The sequence below is a fragment of the Amycolatopsis sp. CFH S0740 genome, assembly GCF_004522315.1.
In the GTDB taxonomy this organism is placed as follows: domain Bacteria; phylum Actinomycetota; class Actinomycetes; order Mycobacteriales; family Pseudonocardiaceae; genus Amycolatopsis; species Amycolatopsis nivea.
Genome location: NZ_SDLS01000010.1, coordinates 1 through 23710 on the forward strand (window position 1 = coordinate 1; position 23710 = coordinate 23710).

Here is a 23710-nt window from a genome sequence, read left to right on the forward strand (position 1 = left end):
GGTCCATCCGCGGCTTACACGGTTGCCATGACACGGCCGTTTCTGCCGGTTCGGCCGGGTGACTTCCACGACGTGCACGTTCTCGGCAAGCAGGTAGCGGGTCAGTCCGGCTCCGTAGGAGCCGGTTCCTTCCACCCCGATCGCGGCGATCGGGCCGAACCCGCGCAGCCAGGCCAGCAGCGCCTGGTAACCGGCGCGGGTCGCGGGGAACCGGCGGGTTCCCAGCACCCGGCCCAGGGCGTCGCGGGCCGCGGCCCAGTGGAAGTCGCGGTGGGTGTCCACTCCCGCGACGACCCCGCCCGGCTCGGGGGCGGGGTGGGATTCCGGCGTGTGGTTTGCCATGCTGATCGGTGTCGTTCCTTCTCGGAGGGTTCTGGGCGGGCAACGGCGCCCCACCGGACCGCGGCGAGCGGACAACACTGTGATCAGCGGCCTGCGGCTACAGGCTCCTATCAGGTCACAACCCCGCGCCCGGTGAGGACAAGCGGGGTCGCCGGACCGGCCGACAGATCATTGGCCAGACACCACGGTCGGTGGCATTTCGAGTCAGACCGGACCGGTGACCCCGCACCCCCACATCCTCACAGTGGCATTGGGTGCATCCCACGCACCGAACGCCACATTGGGTGCATCTGACGCACCCAATGCCACATTGGGGCGCTAGCCCCCGCCATCAACCACACCCGCACCGCTGCACCCACGCATCGAAGGCCCCAGCCGCAGCACCCAACCATCGAGACACCCCGCCGCACCCGGTGCACCCGGCGATCAAGGCACCCAGCCGCACCCGGTGCACCCAACCATCGAGACACCCAACCGCAGCCGATGCACCCGCTATCGAGGCACCCAGCCCCTCCCCCGCACCCCGATACGAAGCGCATCTGCGGTTCGGGGGTGCTTGTCAAGGCATCTTTCCCGCCTTGACAAGCACCCCCGAACCGTCAGCACAATCAAGCTTCGGGGTGCCCCACGCAACCACAAGCCGATGTCGCCGCCAGGCGACGAGGCCACCCGTCAGTCAGTCACAATCGGAGCCCACTCCGGCCCAGTCTCGCCCAACTTCGGATCGAGCTTCGTGAACAACGGAGTCGGCTTCTCCAACGGCCGCCCAACCTCAACCGGCTTCGACTCCCACCGAGCCTGCTCCCCGGCGTAATCCCCGGTCAAAATAGGATTAACCCGATCCGGCACATCAAGATCCGGAACCTCCTGCAGCTCAGGCTGCGCAGCCCAAACCCCAGTCCCGCCAAGCGCCTCATGCACCTTCTGCGCCGAGTGCGGCAGGAACGGCGTCAGCAACGTATTAGCGTCACTGACCACCTGCAACGCCGTGTGCAACACCGCGTCCCGCCGATCCGGGTCGTCCTTGAGCTTCCAAGGCTCCTGATCCGACAGATACCGGTTCGCCGCCGTGACCACCCGCATCGCCTCAGCCGCAGCCAGCTTGAACCGCGACCGGGCAAGATGCCCGCCAGCAGTCTCGAACGCCTGCCGAGACAAGGACTTCAACTCCTCATCCGCGGGCGCAGGCGCAGTCGGAGCAGGGATCGCCCCATTGTTCTTGTGCGCCATCGAGATCGACCGGTTGACGAGGTTCCCCCACTCGTTGGCCAGCTCGAAGTTGGTCCGCCGCACGAACTCGTCCCACGTGAAGTCCGTGTCCTGCGTCTCCGGCCCGGCCACCGAGATGAAGTACCGCAGCGCGTCCGGCCCGAACTCGCGCAGGAAGTCGTGCACGTAGATGACCGTGCCCCGCGAAGTCGAGAACTTCGACCCGCTCATGGTCAGGAACTCGCTGGACACGATCTCGTCCGGCAGGTGCAGCTTGCCGTACTTGCCGGGCTCGCCGCCGCGGTCGCCGCCGCCGTTCTGGCCGAGCAGCAGCGCGGGCCAGATCTGGGCGTGGAAGGTGATGTTGTCCTTGCCCATGAAGTAGTAGGCGCGCGCGTCGGGGTTGGCCCACCACTCCTGCCAGGCGTCCGGCGTGCCGTTGCGGCGCGCCCATTCGACGCTGGCGGAGAAGTAGCCGATGACCGCGTCGAACCACACGTAGAACCGCTTGAGCGGCTGGTCGCGCCAGCCGTCCAGCGGGATCTTCACGCCCCAGTCGAGGTCGCGGGTGATCGGCCGCGGGCGCATGTCGTCGATCAGGTTCTTGGTGAAGTTGAGGACGTTCGGGCGCCAGTCGGTCTTGGTGCCCAGCCAGTCGCCGAGGGTCTGGGTGAACGCGGGCAGGTCGAGGAAGTAGTGCTCGGTCTCGACGAACTTCGGCGTCTCGCCGTTGATCCGCGACTTCGGGTTGATCAGCTCGGCGGCGTCGAGCTGGTTGCCGCAGTTGTCGCACTGGTCGCCGCGCGCGCCGTCGTAGCCGCAGATCGGGCAGGTGCCCTCGATGTAGCGGTCGGGCAGCGTGCGGCCGGTGGACGGGCTGATCGCGCCGCGGGTGGTCTTCGGGACGACGTAGCCGTTGCGGTTGAGCGCGAGGAAGATCTCCTGCGTGACCGCGGCGTGGTTGCCGGTGGTGGTGCGGGTGAACAGGTCGTAGGAGAGGCCGAGGCCGCGCAGGTCCTCGTCGATCTGGCGGGTGTACTTGTCCGCGGTCTGCTGCGGGGTCATCCCCTCTTTGTCCGCCTGGACGGTGATCGGCGTGCCGTGTTCGTCGGTCCCGGACACCATGAGCACCCGGTTGCCGGCCATTCGCTGGTAGCGGGAGAAGACGTCGGACGGGACGCCGAATCCGGACACGTGGCCGATGTGGCGGGGGCCGTTGGCGTAGGGCCAGGCCACCGCGGTCAACACAGGGGTGCTCATACCTGTTTAGCCTACGGATGCGCTCCAGGGCGTTTCCTGGCGGTCGGGGAAGGGAGAGCCGGTGTCGGCGACGCGTCTGCTGGTGCTCGGGGTCGTGCGGATGTTCGGCCGCGCGCACGGCTACCAGGTGCGCCGCGAACTGCTGTCGTGGTCGGCGGACAAGTGGGCGAACGTCCAGCCCGGTTCGATCTACCACGCGCTCAAGAAGATGACCGCCGAGGACCTGCTGGAGAAGATCGACGTCGAACCGGGCGACGGCGGCCCGGACCGGGTCGCCTACCGGCTCTCGCCCGCGGGCGAGCAGGAGTTCCAGATCCTCATTGCGAAGGGCTTGTCCGATCCGGCCGCCAGCAACGCGGAACTGTGCGCGGCGGTGAGCCTGATGCCCGCGCTCCCGCGGAAGTACACGATCAGCCTGCTCAGGCAGAACCTGGTCCACTTCGAGGCGGAAGAGCGCCGGTCGCGGTTGAGCCTCGAGGACGACACCTGGGGCAAACCGGCGCACGTGACCGAACTGTTCCGGCTGTGGGGCGGGATCGCCAGCGCGAGCCGGGAATGGCTCACCGGGTTGATCACCCGGCTCGAGGCGGGCGAGTACGTGATGGCCGACGATCCGGGCTCGGCGTTCGGCCAACCGGCCCAGTAATCAAATTTGACTAACTCGCTCTTGCTCGGGCACAGTGTGCGCGTCAACTAGTCAAGCTTGACTAGTTGATCTTCTGGGAGGAGAGGGGTTTCCATGATCACGGCACGCGGACTCGAGCGGCGGTTCCGCCGCAAGGGCCGAGCCGGTGGCGAGGTGCACGCGGTGAAGGGGGTCGACCTCGACGTCGAGGCGGGCGAGCTGGTCGGGTTCCTCGGCCCGAACGGGGCGGGCAAGACCACCACGCTGCGCATGCTCACCACCTTGCTGAAACCGACCGCGGGCACGGCGACCGTCGGCGGGCACGACCTGCTCACCGACGCGGCCGGGGTGCGCCGCAACATCGGGTACGTCGCCCAGGGCGGCGGGACCGCGCCCGAATCGCGCGTCGGCGAAGAGCTGGAGCTGCAGGGCAGGCTGTACCGGATGAGCAAGGCCGACGCGATCGCGCGCGGCAAGGTGCTCGCCGGCCAGCTCGACCTGACCGGGCTCGAACAGCGCGCCACGAAGACGCTGTCCGGGGGTCAGCGGCGCAGGCTCGACATCGCGCTGGGGCTGATCCATTCGCCCGGCCTGGTGTTCCTGGACGAACCGTCCACCGGGCTCGACCCGCAGAGCCGGGCGAACCTGTGGGAGCACATCCGGCGCTTGCGCGCGGAGCAGGGCGTCACGATCTTCCTGACCACACATTACCTCGACGAGGCGGACGCGCTGGCCGACCGGCTGATCGTGATCGACGACGGCCGGATCGTCGCCGACGGGCATCCGGACGCGCTCAAGGAGCAGGTCTCCGGCGACGGCGTCGCGATCGAGGTCGATCCGGAATCCGCCGCGGCCGCCGCGGACCTGGCCCGGCAGCTGCCCGGCGCGCACGAGTTCGCGGTGCGCGAGGGCTCGATCAGGTTCCGGGTGCCGCGCGGCGACACCGCGATGCCGGAACTGCTGCGCGCGCTCGACGCCAAGGAAATCGCGACGACCTCGATGCAGGTCACGCGACCGACCTTGGACGACGTGTTCCTCGCGCTCACCGGCCGGTCGCTGCGCGAAGCCGAGCAGCCCGCGCCGGCGGGACCGGAGGTGTCCGATGCTGCGTGACACCTGGCTGATCTTCCGCCGCGACATGGCGGGCGCGTTGCGAAATCCGGCGTGGCTGCTGATCGGGCTCGCCCAGCCGCTGCTGTACCTGTTCTTCTTCGGCCCGCTGCTGGTGAAGTCGCTCAGCGCGCAGGGGATGTCCGAGGTCGACGGCTGGATGGTGCTCACGCCCGCGCTGATCGCGCAACTGGCGCTGTTCGGCAGTTCGTTCGTGGGCTTCGGGCTGCTGGCCGAGTTCCGGTCCGGCGTGGTCGAGCGGCTGCGCGTCACCCCGGTGCACCGGGCCGCGCTGCTGCTCGGGAAGGTGCTGGCGAACGCGTTGCAGGCGACCGTGCAATCGGTGCTGATCATCCTGCTCGCCTACCTGGTGTTCGACCTGAACGCGCCGTTCAGCGGCGTGCTGCTGAGCCTCGCGATCGTGTTCCTGCTCGCGCTCACGCTGGCGTCGTGCTCCTACGCGCTGGCGCTCACGCTCAAGAGCGAGGAGTCGTTCCCGGCGCTGCTCAACGCGGTGCTCATGCCGTTGCTGCTGCTGTCCGGGATCCTCATCCCGATCACCTCGGGACTGGCTCCGAAGTGGCTGTACACGATCTCGCAGATCAACCCGTTCCGGCACGTGGTCGACGTGGAACGCAACAGCTTCCGCGGCGACTTCTCGATGGACGCGCTGTTCACCGGCAGCGTGGTCGTGCTGGTCATGGCCGTTGTGGCGATTTGGTGGGGAACGCGCACCTTCCAGCGGGAAAACGCCTGATCAAAGCCCATCGACACGCCGGGAAAGGTCACCCCGCTCCGGAATTCCGGACGTAGGGTGGCCTTTCACCCGTCGTGGGGCTTGTCAGGGGTGCGAGGTGGCGGAACCGGAGAGTGGGCGCGGACTCACGCTCACTCATCGCGAGCAGGTGCTCGACTGGACGGCGGTGCGCGGCGCCGACGTGCGGTTCGCCTCGGTCACGATCAGTGAAAACGTCAACTGGAGCGATCCGGGCGCGGAGCGGATGCTCGCCGCGGCCCAGCACGCGGGCATCCACACCGGGGCCAGGCACTACGCCCGGCCCGGCGCGGTGCACGACCAGGCCGACCATTTCGTCCGGACGGCGAGCAGGCTCGGCGCGTTCGCGCCCGGATCGCTCGCCCCCGCGCTGGAGGTGGACGCGCAGAGCGTCGACGACCGGTTCGTGAAGGCGTGGATCAAGCACGTGCGGCACGCCGCGAAGATCAGCCGGGTGCTCGTGTACGCCGGGCACGACTGCTGGGCGCACCGGCTGCACCCGGACCGCTGGGCCGATTCCGAGGTCGTGCTCTGGCTCGTGCGGCACAACGGCATCCCCGGGCGGCCCGGCTGGTTCCATTCGCGGCTCGGGCTGCACCAGCACGCCTTCGCGCCGGACGTGCCCGGAGTCGACGGACCGGTGGCGCAGGACGCGGTGGTGTATCCGTTCGCCCTGTCCGATGTGCTGCTCTGATCACCTTCTCCGCTGGTCACCGCCGGTTTCCGGCACAATGGCGCGATGCGTTTCCAGCGGCTGCGGACCGACCTGACCCCTTCTCGGGCGCTCGTTCTGCTGTCCGCGTACGCGCGGGCGCACGGCCTGCCCGAACCCGCCGCGGTGTGCGGGAACTGGTTCGGATCGCGCGCGGTGGTGGCGCCGTTCGTGTCGGTGACTCCGCGACCGTTCCCGTCGGCCTTTTCCGCCTCGGGGCCTTCGGGCCGGATCGGCGGCGGGTGGTTCGGATTTCTGGCTTACGACCAGGCCGATCCGTCCGGCCGCTCCACCGGGGTTCCAACGTCGGCCTGGGGCTGGGCGGATCACGTGCTGCGCTGGGACGCGGCGGGCGGGTGCTGGTTCGAGTCGCTCGAAGGCGACGCGGACGCACAGCTCGCCGTGGTGGAACGTGCGTTGGCCGGGTCCGCGGAGTTGTCGTGGTCCGCTAGTGCGCTGGACCGGCCGTCCGGGCACGAGCAGGCGGTGAAGGCGTGCGTGCACGAGATCGAGGCCGGCGAACTGTTCCAGGCGAACGTCTGCTCGCGGTTCACCGGGACGTTCGAGGGCTCGCCCGCCGCGCTGTTCGCCGAGGGAGTGCGGCGGCTGGCTCCACAGCGGGCGGCTTACGTCACCGGTGAATGGGGTTCGGTGGTTTCGCTGTCGCCGGAGCTGTTTTTGGAACGCCACGGCCGCCGCGTGCGGTCGTCGCCGATCAAGGGCACGCTGCCCCGTCGCGGCCCGGCGGACGACGGGAACGCATCGCGGTTGCGGCAGTCGGCGAAGGACGTCGCGGAGAACGTGATGATCACCGACCTGGTGCGCAACGACCTCGGGCGGGTGTGCGAGGTCGGCAGCGTCGTGGTGCCGGAACTGCTCGCGGTGCACCCGGCTCCCGGGGTGTGGCATCTGGCGTCCACTGTGGAGGGTGCGCTCGCGGACGGGGTCACCGATGCCGGGTTGCTGGCGGCGACGTTCCCGCCGGGGTCGGTTACCGGGGCACCGAAGATCCGGGCGCTGGACCTGATCGCCGAGCTGGAACCGGCCGCGCGCGGCGTGTACACCGGCGCGGTCGGGTTGCTGTCGCCGTTGGCGGGGCTGGAGCTGAACGTGGCGATCCGGACCTTCGAGATCGCCGAAGGCCGGATCGCGCTGGGGGTCGGCGGCGGGATCACGGCGGACTCGGACAGCGCCGCGGAGTGGCAGGAGTGCCTGCACAAAGCGGCGCCGTTGGAGTCCTTGCTCGCCAGCCCCCGGGAGTGCTAGCGCCGCGGGTCGAGCAGCAGTTTTCCAGTCGTGCCACGGGAACGCAGCGCTTCGTGGGCCTTCCGGGCGTCCGCCAGCGCGTACTCGCCGCCCGCGATCGCGCGGAGCTTCCCGTCCAGCACCATGGTGAACAGATCGGCCAGCGCGGTGCCGAAAACGTTGCCCGGCAAGCGGAACACGTGCGGCAGCCACATCCCGGCGACGGTCGTGCTGTGGCCGAGCAGGTTGCGCAACTCGATCGGCTTCGGCGAGCGGCGGCCGGCCATCCCGTAAAACACCAGACGGCCGAACGGGGCGAGCGCGGCGATGCTCTGGTCGGTCGTCGTGCCGCCGACCATGTCGAGAACGATGTCGACCCGCTTGCCGCCGTTGGCTTCCCGCAGGACTTCGGTCATGTTCTCGGCACGCGAATCGACCGCGACGTCCGCGCCGAGTTCGATCGCCAGCTCGCGCTTTTCCTCGCTGCTCGCGGTCGCGATGACGCGACCCGCGCCCCACGCGTTCGCCAGCTGCACCGCGATCGACCCGACCCCGCCGGCCGCGGCGTGCACGACCACGGTCTCGCCGGGCTCGAGGTGGGCGTTCTTGCGCAGCATGATCCACGCGGTCGCGCCCTGGACCAGCATCGAAAGCGCGTTGAGGTCGTCGACGCCGTCCGGCACCGGGAAGGTCATGGCTTCGTCGGCCGCGACGCGCTCGGCGTACCCGCCGCCGTCGTTGAGCAGCGCCACCACGCGCTTGCCGTCCGCCGTGCGCCCGACGACCTCGCCGCCCGGCACGAGCGGCAGTTTGCTCGGGGCGAGATACGAGTTCTCCGCCTGATGCGTATCCGCGTAATTCAGCCCGACGCGGTCGACCTCGATCAGCACCTGCCCCGGCCCGGCCACCGGATCGGGCAGCTCGACCGGCTTCAGCACCTCGGGACCGCCGAACTCGGTCACCTGCACAGCACGCATCTTCGCGGCTCCTCTCGCTCTTCGTGAGACATTCTGCCATATGTCTCACCGATGGAACACTTTCTGCTAACGTCTCACTCATCGACACGCCACTGTCCACCCGAACCTCGCGACCCGACGCCGTCGCGGCCTTCCGCCTCGCCCGCGCCCGGTTCCTCGCCGGAGACCGCGTCGACATGCGCGACCTGGCCGCCGACCTCGGCGTCAGCCGCGCGACCCTGCACCGCTGGGTCGGCAGCCGCGATCATCTGCTGAGCGAAATCCTGTGGGCGGAGACGTCCTCGGTGCTGGATAACGTCAGTTATGCAGGCCGCGGCGGAGACGGCATCGCGGAGGCGATCGGGGCGTTCGTGCGGACGGTCAACGCTTCCTCGCCGTTCCGAGCCTTCCTGCGCCGGGAGCCCGAGCGCGCGCTGCGGTTGCTGACGACCAAGGCGAGCTTGGTGCAGTCGCGGACCATCGAGAAGGTGCAGGCGTTGCTGTCCGACGAGGTCGCGGCCGGGCGGCTGGAGTCTCCGTTGCCGGTAGCGGATCTGGCGTATCTGCTGGTGCGGGTCGGCGAGTCGTTCATCTACACCGACGCGATCACCGGCGAGGAGCCGGACGCGGAGAAGGCCTTAATAGCGGCCAAAATGCTGTTGCGCAGTCGCTAAAGTCTTCTGGTGACCGCTGTCCAGGCCATCGCCCGGATCCCCGCCGCTTCGATCGGCGAGCTGGTATCCCATCCGAAACTGCCGCTCGTCGCCGGGATCGACCAGGAGCGGCCCGCGGTGCATCTCTACTACGCTGAGAAAGTGCTGCGCGAAATCGGCGCGGTGGGGGCGGATTCCGCGGAGTACGGGAAGTTCGGCCGCTGGCCCGTCGTCGCCTGGCATCCGGAACGGCCGGAACTGGTCGTGCCCGGCAGCGGGGAAACGGTGCGCTGGACCCGGAACGGCACCTCCGTGCTGGATGTCGCCGTCTCTCTCGACGTGGCGTTCAGCCCGGACGGCCAGTCGCTGTGGACCTCGCCGACCCCACCCGAGCGCTACGACCGTTCGGACGTCATCGATCTCGACACCGGGGCCGTCACGCCTGCCCCGATGTGGGACGGCGGCATCGCCGCGCATCCGGCGGGAGGGCTGATCGCCACGAAGCAAAGCGACCAGGGCGCGAGCTTTGTGCTCTTCTCCCGTCCAGGCGACCGGCTGCGGTTCCTGGACCGGGCGCTGATTCTGGAGGCCAACTGCTGGGGCCTTCCGGTCTTCAGCTCCGACGGGCGGTACCTGGCGATTCGCGGCAACACCTACGAACACCAGGTCCTGGTATTCGAGTTCCCTTCGCTGCGCCGAATCCTGAAGACCTCGCTCAAAAGGTATTCCATCTCGTCCCAGCTCACCATCGCCTTCGGTGCACGGCCCGGCGCACTGTGGATCGGGACACCGTCCGGCACCTTGCTGGAGGTGGACGTCGAGCGCGACCGAACCAAGAAGCACAAACTGCTCCGCTCGGCAGTGACCGCGCTGGTCGCGACGTCGAACGGCGACCTCGTGGTCGCCGGAGACGGCGAACTCGCACTGGTGCCCGTTCCTTCTCCCCGCACCGTCGCGGATCCGGCCACCGTCGCCGAGTTCCTTGCCAGCACCAAGGAAATTCCCGACGACGGCCTGACGGAAGACCACGTCGTGCACACCGACGGTGTCGGCACTTGGCGGCCGGAGGAACTGGCCACGATCACTAAAACCGCGCCGGGCGACCCGCACTGGCTGCGGCTTCTAGCCGAAGGCAACGCCCGGAGGAGCTGACTCACTTCCGAGCCGCGAGCACCGCCGCATAAAGCTCCTTCGTAGACACCCCAGCCGCACCAGCCACCTCGGCCGCCACGGTCTTCAGTCGCTCCCCCGACGCGACCCGCTCCGCCACCTCCGGCACCAAATCCGACACCGACGCCTGCCGAGGCGTCGCGCCCTCCAGCACCACCGAGATCTCGCCGCGCACCCCGTCCGCTGCCCACTCGGCAAGTTCCGCGAGTGTGCCGCGTTTGACCTCTTCGTACGTCTTCGTCAGCTCCCGGCACACCGCAGCCCGCCGCGAACCGCCCAGTGCGGCGGCAGCGTCGGACAGCAGGGACGCGATCCGGTGCGGCGATTCGAAGAACACGACGGTCCGGCGTTCGCTCACTAACTCCGCGAACCACTTCGACCGCTCGCCGGGCTTGCGCGGCGCGAAGCCCTCGAAGCAGAACCGGTCGCACGGCAGCCCCGACAACGCGAGCGCCGTCGTCACCGCCGACGGGCCGGGGAGGCAGGTGATCGGCAGGTCCTCCTCGACGCAAGCGGCCACGAGACGGAAGCCCGGATCGGACACGCTCGGCATCCCGGCGTCGGTCACGACCAGCACCGTCTCTCCCCCGTGCAGTGCCTCCAGCAGCTTCGGCAACCGGGCGGTCTCGACGTCTTCGTAGAAGCTGACCACCCGCCCGGTTGGCGACACGCCGAGCGCGGAAGTGAGCCCGCGCAGGCGCCGGGTGTCCTCGGCCGCGATCACGTCCGCCGAGCCCAGCGCCTCGATCAGCCGGGCGGACGCGTCGCCGGGATCGCCCAGCGGGGTGGCGGCGAGGACGAGCCGTCCGGGCGCAGAAGTCATGGCAGTCAGCCTAACCAGACGCCGCCGGTGGATCAGGCCGTACTATCGGGCCCCGTGACCGCGCTGCTGACCCGTGCCGACGACGAGAGCGTGCGGCCGGACCCGGTCGACGCGCGCCGTCCCCCGACCGACCGCGAAGCCACCCTGCTCGGCCGGGCCATGCCCGGCGACCGGCTGCGCGGCTGGATCGTCACGATCGTGCTGACCGTGATCGGCGGCGTCGTCCGGCTGCAGAACCTTGGCCTGCCCACTGACCACGGCAGTCCCGTCTTCGACGAGAAGCACTACGTGCCCCAGGCCGCGCAGATGCTGCGCAACGGCGGGTACGAGGACAACGCCGGGTACGAGCTGATCGTGCACCCGCCGCTGGCCAAGGACTTCATCGCCTTCGGCGAGTGGCTCTTCGGCTACAACGGCTGGGGCTGGCGGCTGATGTCGGCGGTGGCAGGCACGTTGATCGTGCTGCTCACCGTGCGCGTCGCGCGCCGGCTGACCCGCTCGACGCTGCTCGGCGGCATCGCGGGCGTGCTGGTGATCTGCGACGGCGTGCTGCACCTGCAGTCGCGGATGGGGATGCTGGACATCTTCATCGCGTTCTTCGTGCTCGCCGCGTTCGCCTGCGTGCTCTGCGACCGCGACCAGGTGCGGCAGCGGCTGGCCGCCGCGGTGCGCGAGGGCTGGATCGGCGAATCGCAGTGGGGGCCGAAGCTCGGCTTCCGCTGGTGGCGGTTCGCGGCCGGGCTGATGATCGGCCTGACCTTCGGCGTCAAATGGTCGGCGCTGTACTACATCGCGGCGTTCGGCCTGCTCACCGTGTTCTTCGACGTCGCGGCCCGGCGCGCGGCGGGCGTGCAGCGGCCGTGGGTCGGGACGATCCGGCGCGACGTCGCGCCCGCGCTGTGGGCGATCCTGGTCGTGCCGGTGCTGATGTACCTGGCGGCGTACTGGGCGTGGTTCGCCAGCGAGACCGCGACCGACCGGCACTACACCGAGATCAAGAACCTCGACCCGGGCATGTTCGGCTGGATCCCGCCCGCGCTGCGCTCGCTCGGCAGCTACACCGCCAACGTGCTGCATTTCCACGAAACCCTGCTGACGCCCAAGGACAATCCGCATCCGTGGGAGTCGAAGCCGTGGACGTGGCCGATGGGCCTGCGGCCGATGCTCTACTACTACGACGGCGACGTCACCGGCTGCGGCGAATCGCGCTGCCTCGGCGCGACGATGCTGATCGGCACGCCCGCGATGTGGTGGCTGGCCGTCCCGATGCTCGGCTGGGGCCTGTGGCGCTGGTTCTTCCGCGCGGACTGGCGCTACGCCGCCGTGCTCACCGGCTACTTCGCCGGCTACCTGCCCTGGTTCACCAACATCGACCGGCAGATGTACTTCTTCTACGCCACGCCGATGGCCCCGTTCCTCGTGCTCGGGCTGGTGCTGGCGCTCGGGCAGATCCTCGGCAGCGCCAAACGCGGATTCGAACGCCGGGGCACCGGTCTGCTCGTCGTGTCGCTCTACGTCGGGCTGGTGGTCGCGAACTTCGCCTGGCTGTGGCCGATCCTCAACGGAATCCCGATCACGAACGCCCATTGGCAGGCGGAAATGTGGCTGCCTTCGTGGCGCTGAAGTAAGCGCCCGGCGGCACCCCCACCGCCCGGCGGAAGGCGGCGACGAACGCGCTGGCCGTCGCGTACCCGACCCGGTGCGCGACGGTCGTCATCGGCGTTCCCTTCGCCAGCAACGGCAAGGCCGCGCGCAGCCGGGCTTGCGTGCGCCAGGTCCCGAACGTCATCCGGCAGTCGCGGACGAACGCGCGGGCCAGCGTCCGCTCGCTCGCGCCGACTTCGCGGCCCAGCTCGGCCAGGCTGCGCGAGTCCGCGGGGTCGGCGAGCACCGCGTCGGCGACGTCCCGCGCTCGCGGATCGGCGGGCGCGGGGACCACGATCGGCGCTACGTCCATCGGCTCCAGCAGATCGAACGCGACGGCTTCGGCGCGGCGTCGGGCGGCGTCGCTGATTCCGTCCGCGGACAGGTGCTCCAGCAGCTCCCGCAGCAACGGCCGGACGATGACGATTCGCGGGGACGGCCAGTCGACCGGGCACTGTTCGGGATCGGCGTAGATGCCGCGCAGTTCGACGTTCCCAGCCGCGCCGGTGCGATGCCGGACCCCGGCCGGGATCCAGAGCGCGCGCGTGGACGGCAGCACCCACTGCGCGTCGCCGACCATCACCGCGGCGACCCCGCGCGCGGCCCAGACGAGCTGGTGCGCGGGATGTTCGTGCCAGGGGAACCAGGCTCCGGGCGCGATCGGGAGGTCACCGAGCAGCATCGCGCCGGTTTGACCGTACTGCGACATGAGGTGACAGCCTATCGTCTTCCGGTCAGCCAGGCCCGTCCCTAGCGTCGGGGCCATGCCGATGAACCTGATGCACCGCAAGCTCTGCAGCTCGGAGAAGTGGGCCGCCGCGGTCGCCGAGGTGCTGCCGGACTGGCTCGCCCGCTTCGAACTGGGCGACGACGTGCTCGAGATCGGACCGGGTTTCGGGGCCACCACGAGGGTGTTGATCGACGCTCTCCCACGGCTGACCGCGCTGGAAATCGACCCGGCGTCGACCCGGTTGTTGCGGGAGAAATACGGGGACCGGGCGGACATCGTGGAGGGCAGCGGCGCGGAGATGCCGTTCGAGGACGGCCGGTTCTCTGGGGTCGTGTGCTTCACGATGCTGCACCACGTGCCGACCGACGAGCTGCAGGACCGGATCTTCGCGGAGGCGTACCGGGTGCTGCGGCCCGGCGGCACCTACTGCGGCGTGGACAGCCAGCTCAGCTTCGGATTCCGGCTTCTGCACCTTGGAGACACGATGAACGTCCTCGACGCGGGCACGCTGCCGGGGCGGCTGGCGGCGGCCGGGTTTGAGCAGGTGCGGTTGGGGATCGAGCGCAAGCGGCTGGAGTTTTCCGCGGTGAAGCCGTCGTGAGCGGCTGCGCCGGTTAGAACCGGCTGCTGAGTCTCAGGACGTCGCGGACACTGACCGGCCTGTCGGCGTGGTGACCATGGTCTTTGTGGTGATCATGCGGCGACGGGCAGAGCAGGGTTTTCGATGGGATCCTGAGTTCGTCGCCGCGGTCGCCCGGGCGGCTCACGGCGATAAGGTCAACGTGGTGCGGTTCTGCCGCGAGCACGGCCTGTCCCGGGACGCGCACCTGGGCCGGACACACCGCCACCGTCTACTGGCAAGGCGACCGCGTCACCGTCATGACCGGTGGCACCCTCGTCCGCCAGCTCACCCTCGGCAGATCAGTACGCTACCAACGCCTCACCAGCCAAAGACTGTCCGGAAAGTCCTGAGACTGGCCTGTCCGTGAGGTCCTGAGACAGGACAGCCAGTTAGAACCGGACTAGCCGCTCACGAGACTCAGCGGGACGACCGGCGCGGCACGATCTGCGTGACCGGCCCGTCCAGTGCCTTGCCCTGCCTGCTCAGCCAGCCGTCGACCTCGCGCCGCACCGAGTTCAGTGTCGGGCGGCGGCGCGGCTCCGGGTCCAGCGACGCCGCCAGGATCCGGGCGTGCACCGAACGCTGCGGCAGGTGCGTGACCGGATCGGCCCGCGCCGCGGCCATCAGCGCGGCCATCGGCGTCTCGCGGGTGCCGCGCGGAGGCTGGCCAGACAGCGCGTAGCTGACCGTGGCGGCGAGCTGCCAGGCGTCCGACGCCGGGCTCGCCGGGGAACCCATCGCCTGCTCCGGCGCGACGAAATCGGGCGTGCCGATCATCATCCCGGTGGCGGTCATCTTGGAGTCGCCCTGGCTGCGGGCGATGCCGAAGTCGATGAGGTGCGCGATGCCCGCCGGGTCGAGGATGACGTTGGACGGCTTCACGTCGCGGTGCAGCACGCCCCGCTCGTGCGCCGCGACCAGCGCGCCCGCCATCGTGGACCACAGCCGGCCGGCGGCGACGTCGTCGATCGGGCCCTGTCCGTCGACCACCTCGGCGAGCGGGCGGCCCTGCAGGTACTCCATCACGAGCGCGAGCCCGTCCGGCTCCTCGACCAGGTCGTACACGCGGACGCAGTTGGGGTGGTTCACCACGGCCAGCGCCCGTGCCTCACGCTGCATGCGCTCCTCGGTGTCGCGGTCGGGCGCGTGCGCGATCTTGAGCGCGACAGTGCGGTTGAGCTGCGTGTCGACGGCTTCCCAGACCGTGCCGAACCCGCCGTGCCCGAGCTGGCGGACGCGCCGGTACCGGCTGCTGCCCGCGTTGCGCGAACCGGGCGGCGGCGGGATCGCGCCGGGCGCGGCGGCCAGCATCCCGGCGGGCGGCGGCTCCGGAGCGGACGCCAGCGCGGTGGCCGGGTACTGCTTGTTCTGCGGCGGCGGAGGCGGCGGCAGCTGCTCCCGGCGCGGCGGAGGCGGCGCGGCGGGCGGCTCGTCGCGGCGCGGCTCCGGCCGGTTGATCACCGACCACGGCGGCGGGCCGACCAGCGCGACCGGGATCAGTCCCAGGATGCTGAACGGCAGGAACCCGAGCCAGAAGTGCACGGCGGTGTTGGCCGACATGCCCGAACTCGCGACCGCCATGACCACGAAGGGAATCCAGAAGAACCGCGACGGCCACTTCGGCCCGCGACGGAACGCGGTGCGCGCCTGCAGCATCACGAACAGCAGCGAACCGACGGGCAGCACGGTGAAGGCGAGCAGGTACAGCGCGTACGACAGCTTGAGGCCGCGCGGGTAGAAGAGCGTCTCGAAGACGTTCGGCCCGCCGCCGAGGTAGGTCTTCTGCACGCCGATGAACGAGCAGTAGTTCGTGCTCAGCTTGGCGGTTTCGGAGGCGGACAGCCCGCTCGCGCTGCCCGCGTTGGCCGCGCGGAAGGTCTCCGAGATGCCCGAGGCCATCAGCCACGGCAGCACCAGCACGCTGACCACGCCGATGAGCCCGAACACGGTGAGCGTCGTCGCGTCGTACCGGTTGCCGGTCCCCTTGCGGACGATCGCCACGATCAGCGCACCGGCCGCCGGGAAGAGCGCGACGAGCGCACCCGCTGTGGTCGTCGCCCACACCCAGTCGCCGGGGCAGAACCCCGGGCCGAACAAGGTGTGCGCGAGCGAGAGCAGCGCGCTCGCGATTCCGCTCACCGGCTGGTTCCCCTCACTGTCAGTGTCGTCCTGGTGCCGCTGCGCGGCTGTTCCCCACGGTCCAGCTTAGGACGCACACGGCCTTCGCGGGGTTGCCGGGTCGCGCCGGGATCGTGATCCACTGCATCGTTCTCGCCTGACCTCGCTGACCTGCGTTCCGCCGGGGGAAAGGCCATCATGAGGGCAGATTCGGCCGTCGGAAGTCAAAGGAGACCTCGTGGGCGCGTACACCGAGACGTATCGACGCAGTCTGGACGACCCCGAGCGGTTCTGGCTCGAAGCGGCCCGGGCGATCGACTGGACGCAGCGGCCCACCCGCGCGCTCGACTCGTCCGCCGCGCCGTTCTACCGCTGGTATCCCGACGGCGAGCTGAACACCTCCTACAACGCGCTCGACCGGCACGCGGACGGCGGCCGCGGCGCGCAGGACGCGCTGATCTGGGACTCGCCGGTCACCGGACGCAAACGCCGCTACACCTATGCCGAGTTGCGGGACGAGGTCGCGACCTTCGCCGGCGCGCTCGCGTCGCTCGGGGTGACCCGCGGCGACCGCGTGATCCTTTACCTGCCGATGATCCCGCAGGCCGTCATCGCGATGCTCGCCTGCGCGCGGATCGGCGCGGTGCACTCCGTGGTGTTCGGCGGGTTCGCGCCGAAGGAACTGGCCGCGCGGATCGAGGACGCCAAGCCGAAGCTGATCCTCGCCGCGTCGTGCGGGATCGAGCCGACCCGGGTCGTCGAGTACAAGCCGATCATCGACGCCGCTCTCGAGACCACCGAGCACCAGCCGGAGCACGTCGTGGTGTTCCAGCGCGAGCAGGCGCGCGCGGAACTGTCCGGCGCCGACCTCGACTGGACCGAACTCGTCGCCGACGCCGACCCGGTCGATCCGGTTCCGGTGAAGGCGACCGACCCGCTGTACATCCTCTACACGTCCGGCACCACCGGGCGGCCGAAGGGCGTGGTCCGCGACGCGGGCGGGCACGCGGTCGCGCTGGCATGGTCGATGGGCGCGCTGTACGACGTCCACGCCGGGGACGTCTGGTGGACGGCTTCCGACGTCGGCTGGGTCGTCGGGCATTCGTACATCGTCTACGCGCCGCTGCTGGTCGGCGCGACAACCGTGCTGTACGAAGGAAAACCCGTCGGGACCCCGGACGCGGGCGCGTTCTGGCGGGTCATCTCCGAGCACGGCGTGCAGGCGCTGTTCACCGCGCCGACGGCGTTGCGCGCGGTCAAGAAGGTGGACCCGGACGCGGACGAGCTCAAGAAGTACGACCTGTCGCGGTTCCGCACCCTGTTCATGGCGGGCGAGCGGCTCGACCCGGAGACCTACCACTGGGCGCACGACATCCTCGGCACCCCGGTCGTCGACCACTGGTGGCAGACCGAAACCGGCTGGCCGATCGCGGCGAACCCGCGCGGGCTCGAACCGATGCCGGTCAAACCCGGGTCGGCGACGAAACCGGTGCCCGGCTGGGACGTGCGCATCCTCGACCAGGCGGGCGAAGAACTCCCGGCGGGCCGCGAGGGCGCGATCACGTTGAAACTGCCGCTGCCGCCGGGTTCGCTGCCGACGCTGTGGGGCGACGACGAGCGCTACCGCGAGGCGTACCTGTCGCGCTACCCCGGCTACTACCTGACCGGCGATTCGGGATACCTCGACGAGGACGGCTACCTGTTCGTCATGGGCCGCACCGACGACGTGATCAACGTGGCCGGACACCGGCTGTCGACCGGCTCGATGGAAGCCGTGCTGGCCTCGCACCCGGCGGTCGCGGAGTGTGCGGTGATCGGGGTCGCGGACCAGCTGAAGGGGCAGGTGCCGCGTGGTTTCGTCGTGCTGAAGTCCGGGGTGGAGGTGCCCGAGGAGCAGTTGCGGGACGAACTGGTGGCGCTGGTCCGCCGGGACATCGGGCCGGTGGCGGCGTTCCGGGACGTGTCGGTGGTCAGCGCGTTGCCGAAGACGCGCTCGGGGAAGATCCTGCGCAAGACGATGCGCGGGATCGCCGACGGACGCGACGAGGCGGTTCCGTCGACTATCGAGGATCCGTCGGTGCTCGACGCGTTGCGGGCGATTCTGCGACCCTGAGGACCCGCCAGGCAGGGCGAAAGTACGTGAGGGGAACCCTGAGGGAATCTGATTCCCTCAGGGTTCCCCTCACGTACTTCACCGGGACCACCCAGCCCCGCTGCCGGGAAACCCCGTCCCGGCGAACGGGACATCACGTGCCAGCCGCCCCTTTCGGGCGTTGTCAGCCCGCCCGGAGTGGTCTATACCTCTTGGAGTCCGCCTTCTCCGCGACGCGACCGGAGGTATGCCGTGAGGAAGACCCTGTCCAGGGCCGTGCTTGGGGTGACCGTGCTCGGGCTCGCCGCGGTGGGAGTGCCCGGGCCGGCCGCGGCGAGTCCCGCGCCCAGTGAACGGCAGGTCACCGACCTCGTACCGGTCCCGGTGCATGCCGTGGCGAAGGCGGACGCCACCTTCCGGCTCACTCCGCTGACGGTGATCCGCGCCGGGCACGGCACCGGCGACGTCGCCGGGTACCTGCGCGGCCTGTTGCGGCCCGCGACCGGGTTCCCGCTGCCGGTCGTCCCGGTGAGTCCGGGGCTGTCCGCGATCTCGCTCGACCTCGGCCACGCCGACCCGCGCGTCGGCGACGAGGGGTATCAGCTCGACGTCACGAAGAACGGCGTCCGGCTGCGCGCCAACACCTCCGCCGGGCTGTTCACCGGCGTCCAGTCGCTGCGGCAGCTGCTGCCGTCGGCGATCGAGGCGAAGACCGTGCAGCACCGCGCGTGGACGATCGCCGGCGGCAGCGTCCTCGACTACCCGCGCTTCGCCCACCGCGGCGCGATGCTCGACGTCGCGCGGCATTTCTTCACGCCGGCGCAGGTGAAGAAGTACATCGACCAGATCGTCCAGTACAAGATCAACACGCTGCACCTGCACCTCAGCGACGACCAGGGCTGGCGCATCGAGATCAAAAGCTGGCCGCGGCTGGCGACCGAAGGCGGCAAGACCGCGGCCTACGGCGACCCGGGCGGTTACTACACGCAGGAGCAGTACCGCGACATCGTCGCCTACGCCGCGAGCCGGCACGTGACGGTCGTGCCGGAGATCGACATGCCCGGCCACACCAACGCCGCCCAGTCGGTCTACGCGGAACTGAACTGCGACGGCGTCGCGGTCCCGCCGCGCACCGACATCGAGGTCGGTTACAGCTCGCTGTGCATCAACTCGCCCACCACGTACCGATTCGTGGAGGACGTGATCCGCGAACTCGCCGCGATCACGCCCGGCAAATACATCGGGATCGGCGGCGACGAAGCACATTCGACGCCCGCCGCGGACTACAAAACCTTCTACGAGAAGGTAAGCCCGATGGTCGCGAAGTACGGCAAGCTGATCACCGGCTGGCACGAAATCGCGAAGACTCCGTTGCCGACGTCCGCCGTGCCGCAGTACTGGGACCAGGGCGGCCCGAACGAGGACGTGGCCGCCGCCGCGGCGCGCGGGAACAAGTTCGTCATGTCGCCCGCCAACCACGCGTATCTCGACATGAAGTACACGGAATCGACGAAACTGGGCCAGGATTGGGCCGGTCTGGTCGAAGTCCGCGACGCCTACGAATGGGACCCGGCGACGCTCGTTCCGGGGGTCGAGGAGAAGTCCGTGGCCGGGGTCGAAGCTCCACTGTGGACGGAAACCATCCGGACCAACGACGACATCGAGTACATGGCCTTCCCGCGCCTGCCCGGCGTCGCGGAAATCGGCTGGTCGCCGCGAGCGTCCCGGACCTGGGACGGCTACCGGGACCGCATCGCCAAGCAGGCGCCGCGCTGGGAGGCGCAGGGAATCGACTTCTACCGTTCACCCCAGGTCGACTGGAAGTAACCCCTTCGCTCGGTCCACTTTGGACTTGATCCCTTTGCGATAGCTTTCGGGCAGCGCGGTCGACGTCAGCACGCGCTCGGCCAGCTCCAGCATCGGCGCCGGGTCAGGCAACTGCGCGTAATTCGCCGAAGCGACCAGGAAGGTCTCCGCGACGGTCGGTCCCTCGGCCCGCTCCACGACCTCGAGCGGACCGGCCGTCGGGACCGTACCCGGCCGCAGCACGCGCAGGTACCAGCCGCAGCGATTCGTGCTGATCATCGCGGGAACGACGTCCTTGCGCCCGGTCCGCATCGCGAGCTTGAAACACGGGTGCCGCGGCTGGGCGATCTGCACGAGTGCTTCGCCCCAGGCCCAGACGTCGCCGATCCGCGCGTCGGTCTCGAGCGCGCCTTCGACGGACAGGTTCTCGCCGAAGTCACCGTGCGCCACGGAGTACCCCTCGGAGGTCCACACCGGGTAGTGCTCGATCGGGTAGACGTAGACGGCTTTGTCGGGCCCGCCGTGCACGGAGAGGTCCGCTTGACGGTCACCGGTGAGGTTGAGTTCGGACAGTGCCAGCTCCGGAGCGGTGACCCGGGTTTTCCGGATGGCGCTCAGAACGGGCTGGTCCCGCTGGTGGCCGAGGACGGTCGGCTCGCCTGCGTAGACGTCTTTCAGCGACAGCATGGGATGAACCTAGCAAGGGGCCCCGACTATTTCGACGGGTCCGGGAAGCCAGAGGTCAGACTGCGCGCGTAGACCGTCTCCTCGATGCCCGGCTTCACGAATACCGAAAACTTCGCGTGGTACGGCGTCTCGAGGTGGGTGTACAGGTCCGCCTTCGCCTTGGGATCGCAGGTCCAGCCGAACTGCCGCATCTCGTCCGCGTCGAACGGAGGCCGCGGCTCGGGGTCGCTGACCGGCCACTTGCGGGTCGGGTTCGCCGGATCGTCGCCGTACTGCTTCAGGAACTTGTCCACGCAGGACTTCGACGCGACAAAGGAGAACGCGAGCCGTTCGGTGAGCCTGGGCTGGACGTCGAAATGGAACTCCTTGACCGGACAGGACGGCAGCGTCATCTGGAACCTGGCCGAGGCTTCTTCCCAGCTGACGCCGTCCTCACTGCCCGGATACGCCCGCGGGTCCGGCTGGCCACCGCATCCGGCGACTACCGCGACGGAAAAGAGAATCGCGGCTATCGATTTCTTTGTCATTTTCCCTGCGGCGATTACTAGTTCGGGTAACCGGTCGTCAGACTATAGGCGTACACCGTCTCCTCGGCACCCTGTTTGACGAACACCCAGAACGACGAGCCATTCGGTGTCCGGAAACCGTGGTACAGAGCGGAGCGCTGCTTCAAGTCATAGGTCCAGCCGTATCGCTCCGACTTGTCCGCTCCGAACGGCGGAAAGTTGTCGTCCCGAGGCCATTTCAGCCCCGGGTGAGCAGGGTCCGCACCGTACTTCGTCAAAAAGCCGTCCACGCAGGAATTCGCGGCCTCGAAAGTGAAAATGAGATGGTCCCGAAGCCGGGGCTGCACGTCGAACCGGAAAGCCTTGGTCGGACACGACGGCAACGCGATCGCGTACCGCGCAGCAGCCTCTTCCCAGCTCACTCCGTCCTCGCTGCCGGGATACGCCCGAGGATCCGGCGGCCCGCTACACCCGGCCGCCACCAGGGCGAGAAGAACGACAACAGCAGGCTTCTTCAACACTTCTGCTCGCAGAAATCAGTCAACCCCCGAACCACAAGGAAGCTTAATGGCGCGCTCAACCAGCCGTCAACAAACAAACGGCGGCACCCGGTGAGCGGGAAACACTCACCGGGCGCCGCCGTAGCGGACCTGTCCGGTTATCCGTTCAGCTCAGCCGACTCCTCGTCGCTGAGCAACCGGGACCGGATCAGGAACCGCACCCCCTCCGGAGCCTCCAAAGAGAACCCGCTCCCCCGTCCCGGCACCACGTCGATCGTCAGGTGCGTATGCCGCCAGTACTCGAATTGCGGACCGGACATCCATACCGGCACCGCGTCGATGCCCTCCACCGTCAGGTCGCCCAGATGGACGTCGCGAGCTCCGACCCGGAATTCGCCGGCCGGGTAGCACATCGGGGCGCTGCCGTCGCAGCATCCGCCGGACTGGTGGAACATCACCGGTCCGTGGACTGGCACCAGCCGCCGCAGGAGGTCGGCGGCGGCTGGGGTCAGGTCCACCCGCTGCGGCATCAGAAGAAGCCCAGCGCCTGGTCGGAGTAGGAGACCAGCATGTTCTTCGTCTGCTGGTAGTGGTCCAGCATCATCTTGTGGTTCTCGCGGCCGATGCCGGACGCCTTGTAGCCGCCGAAGGCCGCGTGTGCCGGGTAGGCGTGGTAGTTGTTCACCCACACGCGGCCGGCCTGGATGTCGCGGCCCGCGCGGTAGGCGGTGTTGCCGTCGCGGGACCAGACGCCGGCGCCGAGGCCGTACAGGGTGTCGTTGGCGATCTTCAGCGCGTCGTCGTAGTCGTCGAACTTCGCCACGGACACCACCGGGCCGAAGATCTCCTCCTGGAAGATGCGCATCTTGTTGTCGCCCTCGAAGACCGTCGGCTGCACGTAGTAGCCGCCGGACAGGTCGCCGCCGAGGTCGGACTGCGCGCCGCCGGTCAGGACCTTCGCGCCCTCCTGCTTGCCGATGTCGATGTAGGACAGGATTTTCTCGAGCTGGTCGTTCGAGGCCTGCGCGCCGATCATCGTCTCGGTGTCGAGCGGGTTGCCCTGCTTGATCTTCTTCACGCGCTCGACCGCGTCGCCGAGGAACCGGTCGTAGATGCCGGACTGGATCAGCGCGCGCGACGGGCAGGTGCAGACCTCGCCCTGGTTCAGTGCGAAGAGCGCGAAGCCCTCCTGCGCCTTGTCGTAGAACGCGTCGTTGGCCGCGGCGACGTCGTCGAAGAAGATGTTCGGGCTCTTGCCGCCCAGTTCGACCGTCACCGGGATGATGTTTTCGCTGGCGTACTGCAGAATCAGCCGCCCGGTGGTGGTCTCGCCGGTGAACGCGACCTTGCGCACGCGGTTGCTCGACGCGAGCGGTTTGCCCGCCTCGACGCCGAAGCCGTTGACGATGTTCAGCACGCCCGGCGGGATCAGGTCGCCGATGATCGACAGCAGCAGGTGGATCGACGCCGGGGTCTGCTCGGCGGGCTTCAGCACGATCGCGTTGCCCGCGGCCAGCGCCGGGGCGAGCTTCCAGACCGCCATCAGCAGCGGGAAGTTCCACGGGATGATCTGCGCGACGACGCCGAGCGGCTCGTGGAAGTGATAGGCGACGGTGTTGTCGTCGATCTGCGAGATGCCGCCCTCCTGGGCGCGCAGCGCGCCGGCGAAGTAGCGGAAGTGGTCGATCGCGAGCGGGATGTCCGCGGCGAGGGTCTCGCGGACCGGCTTGCCGTTCTCCCAGGACTCGGCGACCGCGATCTTCTCGAGGTTCTGCTCCATCCGGTCGGCGATCTTGAGCAGGATGTTCGCGCGCTCCTCGGGCGAGGTGCGGCCCCACGCGGGCGCGGCGCCCTCGGCCGCGTCGAGCGCCCGGTCGATGTCGGCCGCCGTCCCGCGGGCGATCTCGGTGAAGGTCTTCCCGGTCACCGGCGTCGGGTTCTCGAAGTACTGCCCGCCGGCCGGCGCGACGTATTCGCCGCCGATGTAGTGGTCGTAGCGGGTCTCGTAGTCGACGACGGAGCCGTCGGTGTTCGGTGCGGCGTATACGGCCATCTTGCCCTGCCTCGTTGCTGGTCGGTGACGGTCGGCGGCGACCGTAGGCCGGGCAACGTTGCGCCGACGTTG

Annotated in this window: 22 protein-coding genes; 11 read left to right on the forward strand and 11 right to left on the reverse strand. The window is 69.2% G+C overall.

Annotated elements, in window-relative coordinates; genetic code table 11:
* Both EIZ45_RS18540 and metG read right to left on the reverse strand, forming a co-directional pair.
* Nucleotides 1-342, reverse strand: a 342-nt coding sequence (locus EIZ45_RS18540; protein WP_167756487.1) for a transposase, incomplete at its 3' end; no start/stop codon positions are given.
* A gap of 672 nt (nt 343-1014) precedes the next feature.
* The gene (gene metG, locus EIZ45_RS18545; protein WP_167756488.1) at nt 1015-2811 is read right to left on the reverse strand and encodes a methionine--tRNA ligase; all 1797 of its coding nucleotides are present in this window, start codon (nt 2809-2811) and stop codon (nt 1015-1017) included.
* 61 nt (nt 2812-2872) lie between these two features.
* On the opposite strand from metG, the gene EIZ45_RS18550 reads away from it, so the two are divergent.
* From EIZ45_RS18550 to EIZ45_RS18570, 5 genes are all read left to right on the forward strand, one after another.
* Nucleotides 2873-3457 (forward strand): PadR family transcriptional regulator, encoded by a 585-nt coding sequence (locus EIZ45_RS18550; protein ID WP_134665080.1) that lies wholly within the window; start codon nt 2873-2875, stop codon nt 3455-3457.
* 93 nt (nt 3458-3550) lie between these two features.
* Nucleotides 3551-4549: an ATP-binding cassette domain-containing protein gene (locus EIZ45_RS18555; protein WP_134665082.1), complete on the forward strand. Its 999-nt coding sequence runs from the start codon at nt 3551-3553 to the stop codon at nt 4547-4549.
* The gene (locus EIZ45_RS18560; protein WP_134665084.1) at nt 4539-5303 is read left to right on the forward strand and encodes an ABC transporter permease; all 765 of its coding nucleotides are present in this window, start codon (nt 4539-4541) and stop codon (nt 5301-5303) included. Before EIZ45_RS18555 ends, EIZ45_RS18560 begins: the two co-directional genes overlap by 11 nt.
* Nucleotides 5304-5400: 97 nt before the next feature.
* Nucleotides 5401-6015: a glycoside hydrolase family 25 protein gene (locus tag EIZ45_RS18565; RefSeq protein WP_037811190.1), complete on the forward strand. Its 615-nt coding sequence runs from the start codon at nt 5401-5403 to the stop codon at nt 6013-6015.
* A gap of 45 nt (nt 6016-6060) precedes the next feature.
* Nucleotides 6061-7299: an aminodeoxychorismate synthase component I gene (locus EIZ45_RS18570; protein ID WP_134665086.1), complete on the forward strand. Its 1239-nt coding sequence runs from the start codon at nt 6061-6063 to the stop codon at nt 7297-7299.
* Here the strand turns inward: EIZ45_RS18570 and EIZ45_RS18575 are convergent.
* A complete protein-coding gene (locus EIZ45_RS18575; protein WP_037811187.1) occupies nt 7296-8255 on the reverse strand; it encodes an NADPH:quinone oxidoreductase family protein in 960 nt (319 codons plus the stop codon). The two genes, EIZ45_RS18570 and EIZ45_RS18575, sit on opposite strands and share 4 nt — an antisense overlap.
* A gap of 176 nt (nt 8256-8431) precedes the next feature.
* Here EIZ45_RS18575 and EIZ45_RS18580 point away from each other — a divergent pair, with 176 nt between their 5' ends.
* A complete protein-coding gene (locus EIZ45_RS18580; protein ID WP_134665088.1) occupies nt 8432-8908 on the forward strand; it encodes a QsdR family transcriptional regulator in 477 nt (158 codons plus the stop codon).
* A gap of 9 nt (nt 8909-8917) precedes the next feature.
* On the forward strand, nt 8918-10039 hold the full coding sequence (locus tag EIZ45_RS18585; protein ID WP_205670051.1) for a hypothetical protein: 1122 nt from the start codon (nt 8918-8920) through the stop codon (nt 10037-10039).
* Between the two features lies 1 nt (nt 10040).
* Here the strand turns inward: EIZ45_RS18585 and rsmI are convergent, their stop codons facing one another.
* Entirely contained in the window at nt 10041-10880 is an 840-nt protein-coding gene (gene rsmI / locus EIZ45_RS18590; RefSeq protein WP_134665090.1) for a 16S rRNA (cytidine(1402)-2'-O)-methyltransferase, read from the reverse strand.
* Between the two features lie 54 nt (nt 10881-10934).
* Between rsmI and EIZ45_RS18595 the strand changes: the two genes are divergently transcribed.
* The gene (locus EIZ45_RS18595; RefSeq protein WP_134665093.1) at nt 10935-12503 is read left to right on the forward strand and encodes a dolichyl-phosphate-mannose--protein mannosyltransferase; all 1569 of its coding nucleotides are present in this window, start codon (nt 10935-10937) and stop codon (nt 12501-12503) included.
* On the opposite strand, the gene EIZ45_RS18600 is transcribed toward EIZ45_RS18595, so the two are convergent.
* Complete coding sequence (locus EIZ45_RS18600; protein ID WP_238604200.1) at nt 12454-13233, reverse strand: helix-turn-helix domain-containing protein; 780 nt, start codon at nt 13231-13233, stop codon at nt 12454-12456. The two genes, EIZ45_RS18595 and EIZ45_RS18600, sit on opposite strands and share 50 nt — an antisense overlap.
* Before the next feature lie 55 nt (nt 13234-13288).
* Here EIZ45_RS18600 and EIZ45_RS18605 point away from each other — a divergent pair, with 55 nt between their 5' ends.
* Nucleotides 13289-13855, forward strand: coding sequence for a class I SAM-dependent methyltransferase (locus tag EIZ45_RS18605; protein ID WP_134665096.1), 567 nt, complete (start codon nt 13289-13291; stop codon nt 13853-13855).
* A gap of 438 nt (nt 13856-14293) precedes the next feature.
* On the opposite strand, the gene EIZ45_RS18615 is transcribed toward EIZ45_RS18605, so the two are convergent.
* On the reverse strand, nt 14294-16015 hold the full coding sequence (locus EIZ45_RS18615) for a serine/threonine-protein kinase (RefSeq protein WP_043832524.1): 1722 nt from the start codon (nt 16013-16015) through the stop codon (nt 14294-14296).
* 217 nt (nt 16016-16232) lie between these two features.
* Here EIZ45_RS18615 and EIZ45_RS18620 point away from each other — a divergent pair, with 217 nt between their 5' ends.
* Both EIZ45_RS18620 and EIZ45_RS18625 read left to right on the forward strand, forming a co-directional pair.
* Complete coding sequence (locus EIZ45_RS18620) at nt 16233-18107, forward strand: propionyl-CoA synthetase (RefSeq protein WP_134665098.1); 1875 nt, start codon at nt 16233-16235, stop codon at nt 18105-18107.
* Nucleotides 18108-18338: 231 nt separating this feature from the next.
* Complete coding sequence (locus EIZ45_RS18625) at nt 18339-19913, forward strand: beta-N-acetylhexosaminidase (protein ID WP_167756489.1); 1575 nt, start codon at nt 18339-18341, stop codon at nt 19911-19913.
* On the opposite strand, the gene EIZ45_RS18630 is transcribed toward EIZ45_RS18625, so the two are convergent.
* The 5 genes from EIZ45_RS18630 to adh all read right to left on the reverse strand — a co-directional run bounded on the left by EIZ45_RS18630 (nt 19890) and on the right by adh (nt 23638).
* A complete protein-coding gene (locus EIZ45_RS18630; protein WP_134665100.1) occupies nt 19890-20579 on the reverse strand; it encodes an MOSC domain-containing protein in 690 nt (229 codons plus the stop codon). The two genes, EIZ45_RS18625 and EIZ45_RS18630, sit on opposite strands and share 24 nt — an antisense overlap.
* A gap of 26 nt (nt 20580-20605) precedes the next feature.
* Nucleotides 20606-21106: a hypothetical protein gene (locus EIZ45_RS18635; RefSeq protein WP_134665102.1), complete on the reverse strand. Its 501-nt coding sequence runs from the start codon at nt 21104-21106 to the stop codon at nt 20606-20608.
* Nucleotides 21107-21123: 17 nt separating this feature from the next.
* The gene (locus EIZ45_RS18640; protein WP_134665105.1) at nt 21124-21603 is read right to left on the reverse strand and encodes a hypothetical protein; all 480 of its coding nucleotides are present in this window, start codon (nt 21601-21603) and stop codon (nt 21124-21126) included.
* Between the two features lie 140 nt (nt 21604-21743).
* Nucleotides 21744-22115 (reverse strand): DUF779 domain-containing protein, encoded by a 372-nt coding sequence (locus EIZ45_RS18645; protein WP_037811174.1) that lies wholly within the window; start codon nt 22113-22115, stop codon nt 21744-21746.
* Nucleotides 22115-23638 (reverse strand): aldehyde dehydrogenase, encoded by a 1524-nt coding sequence (gene adh / locus EIZ45_RS18650; RefSeq protein WP_037811172.1) that lies wholly within the window; start codon nt 23636-23638, stop codon nt 22115-22117. Before adh ends, EIZ45_RS18645 begins: the two co-directional genes overlap by 1 nt.
* Nucleotides 23639-23710 lie beyond the last annotated feature (72 nt).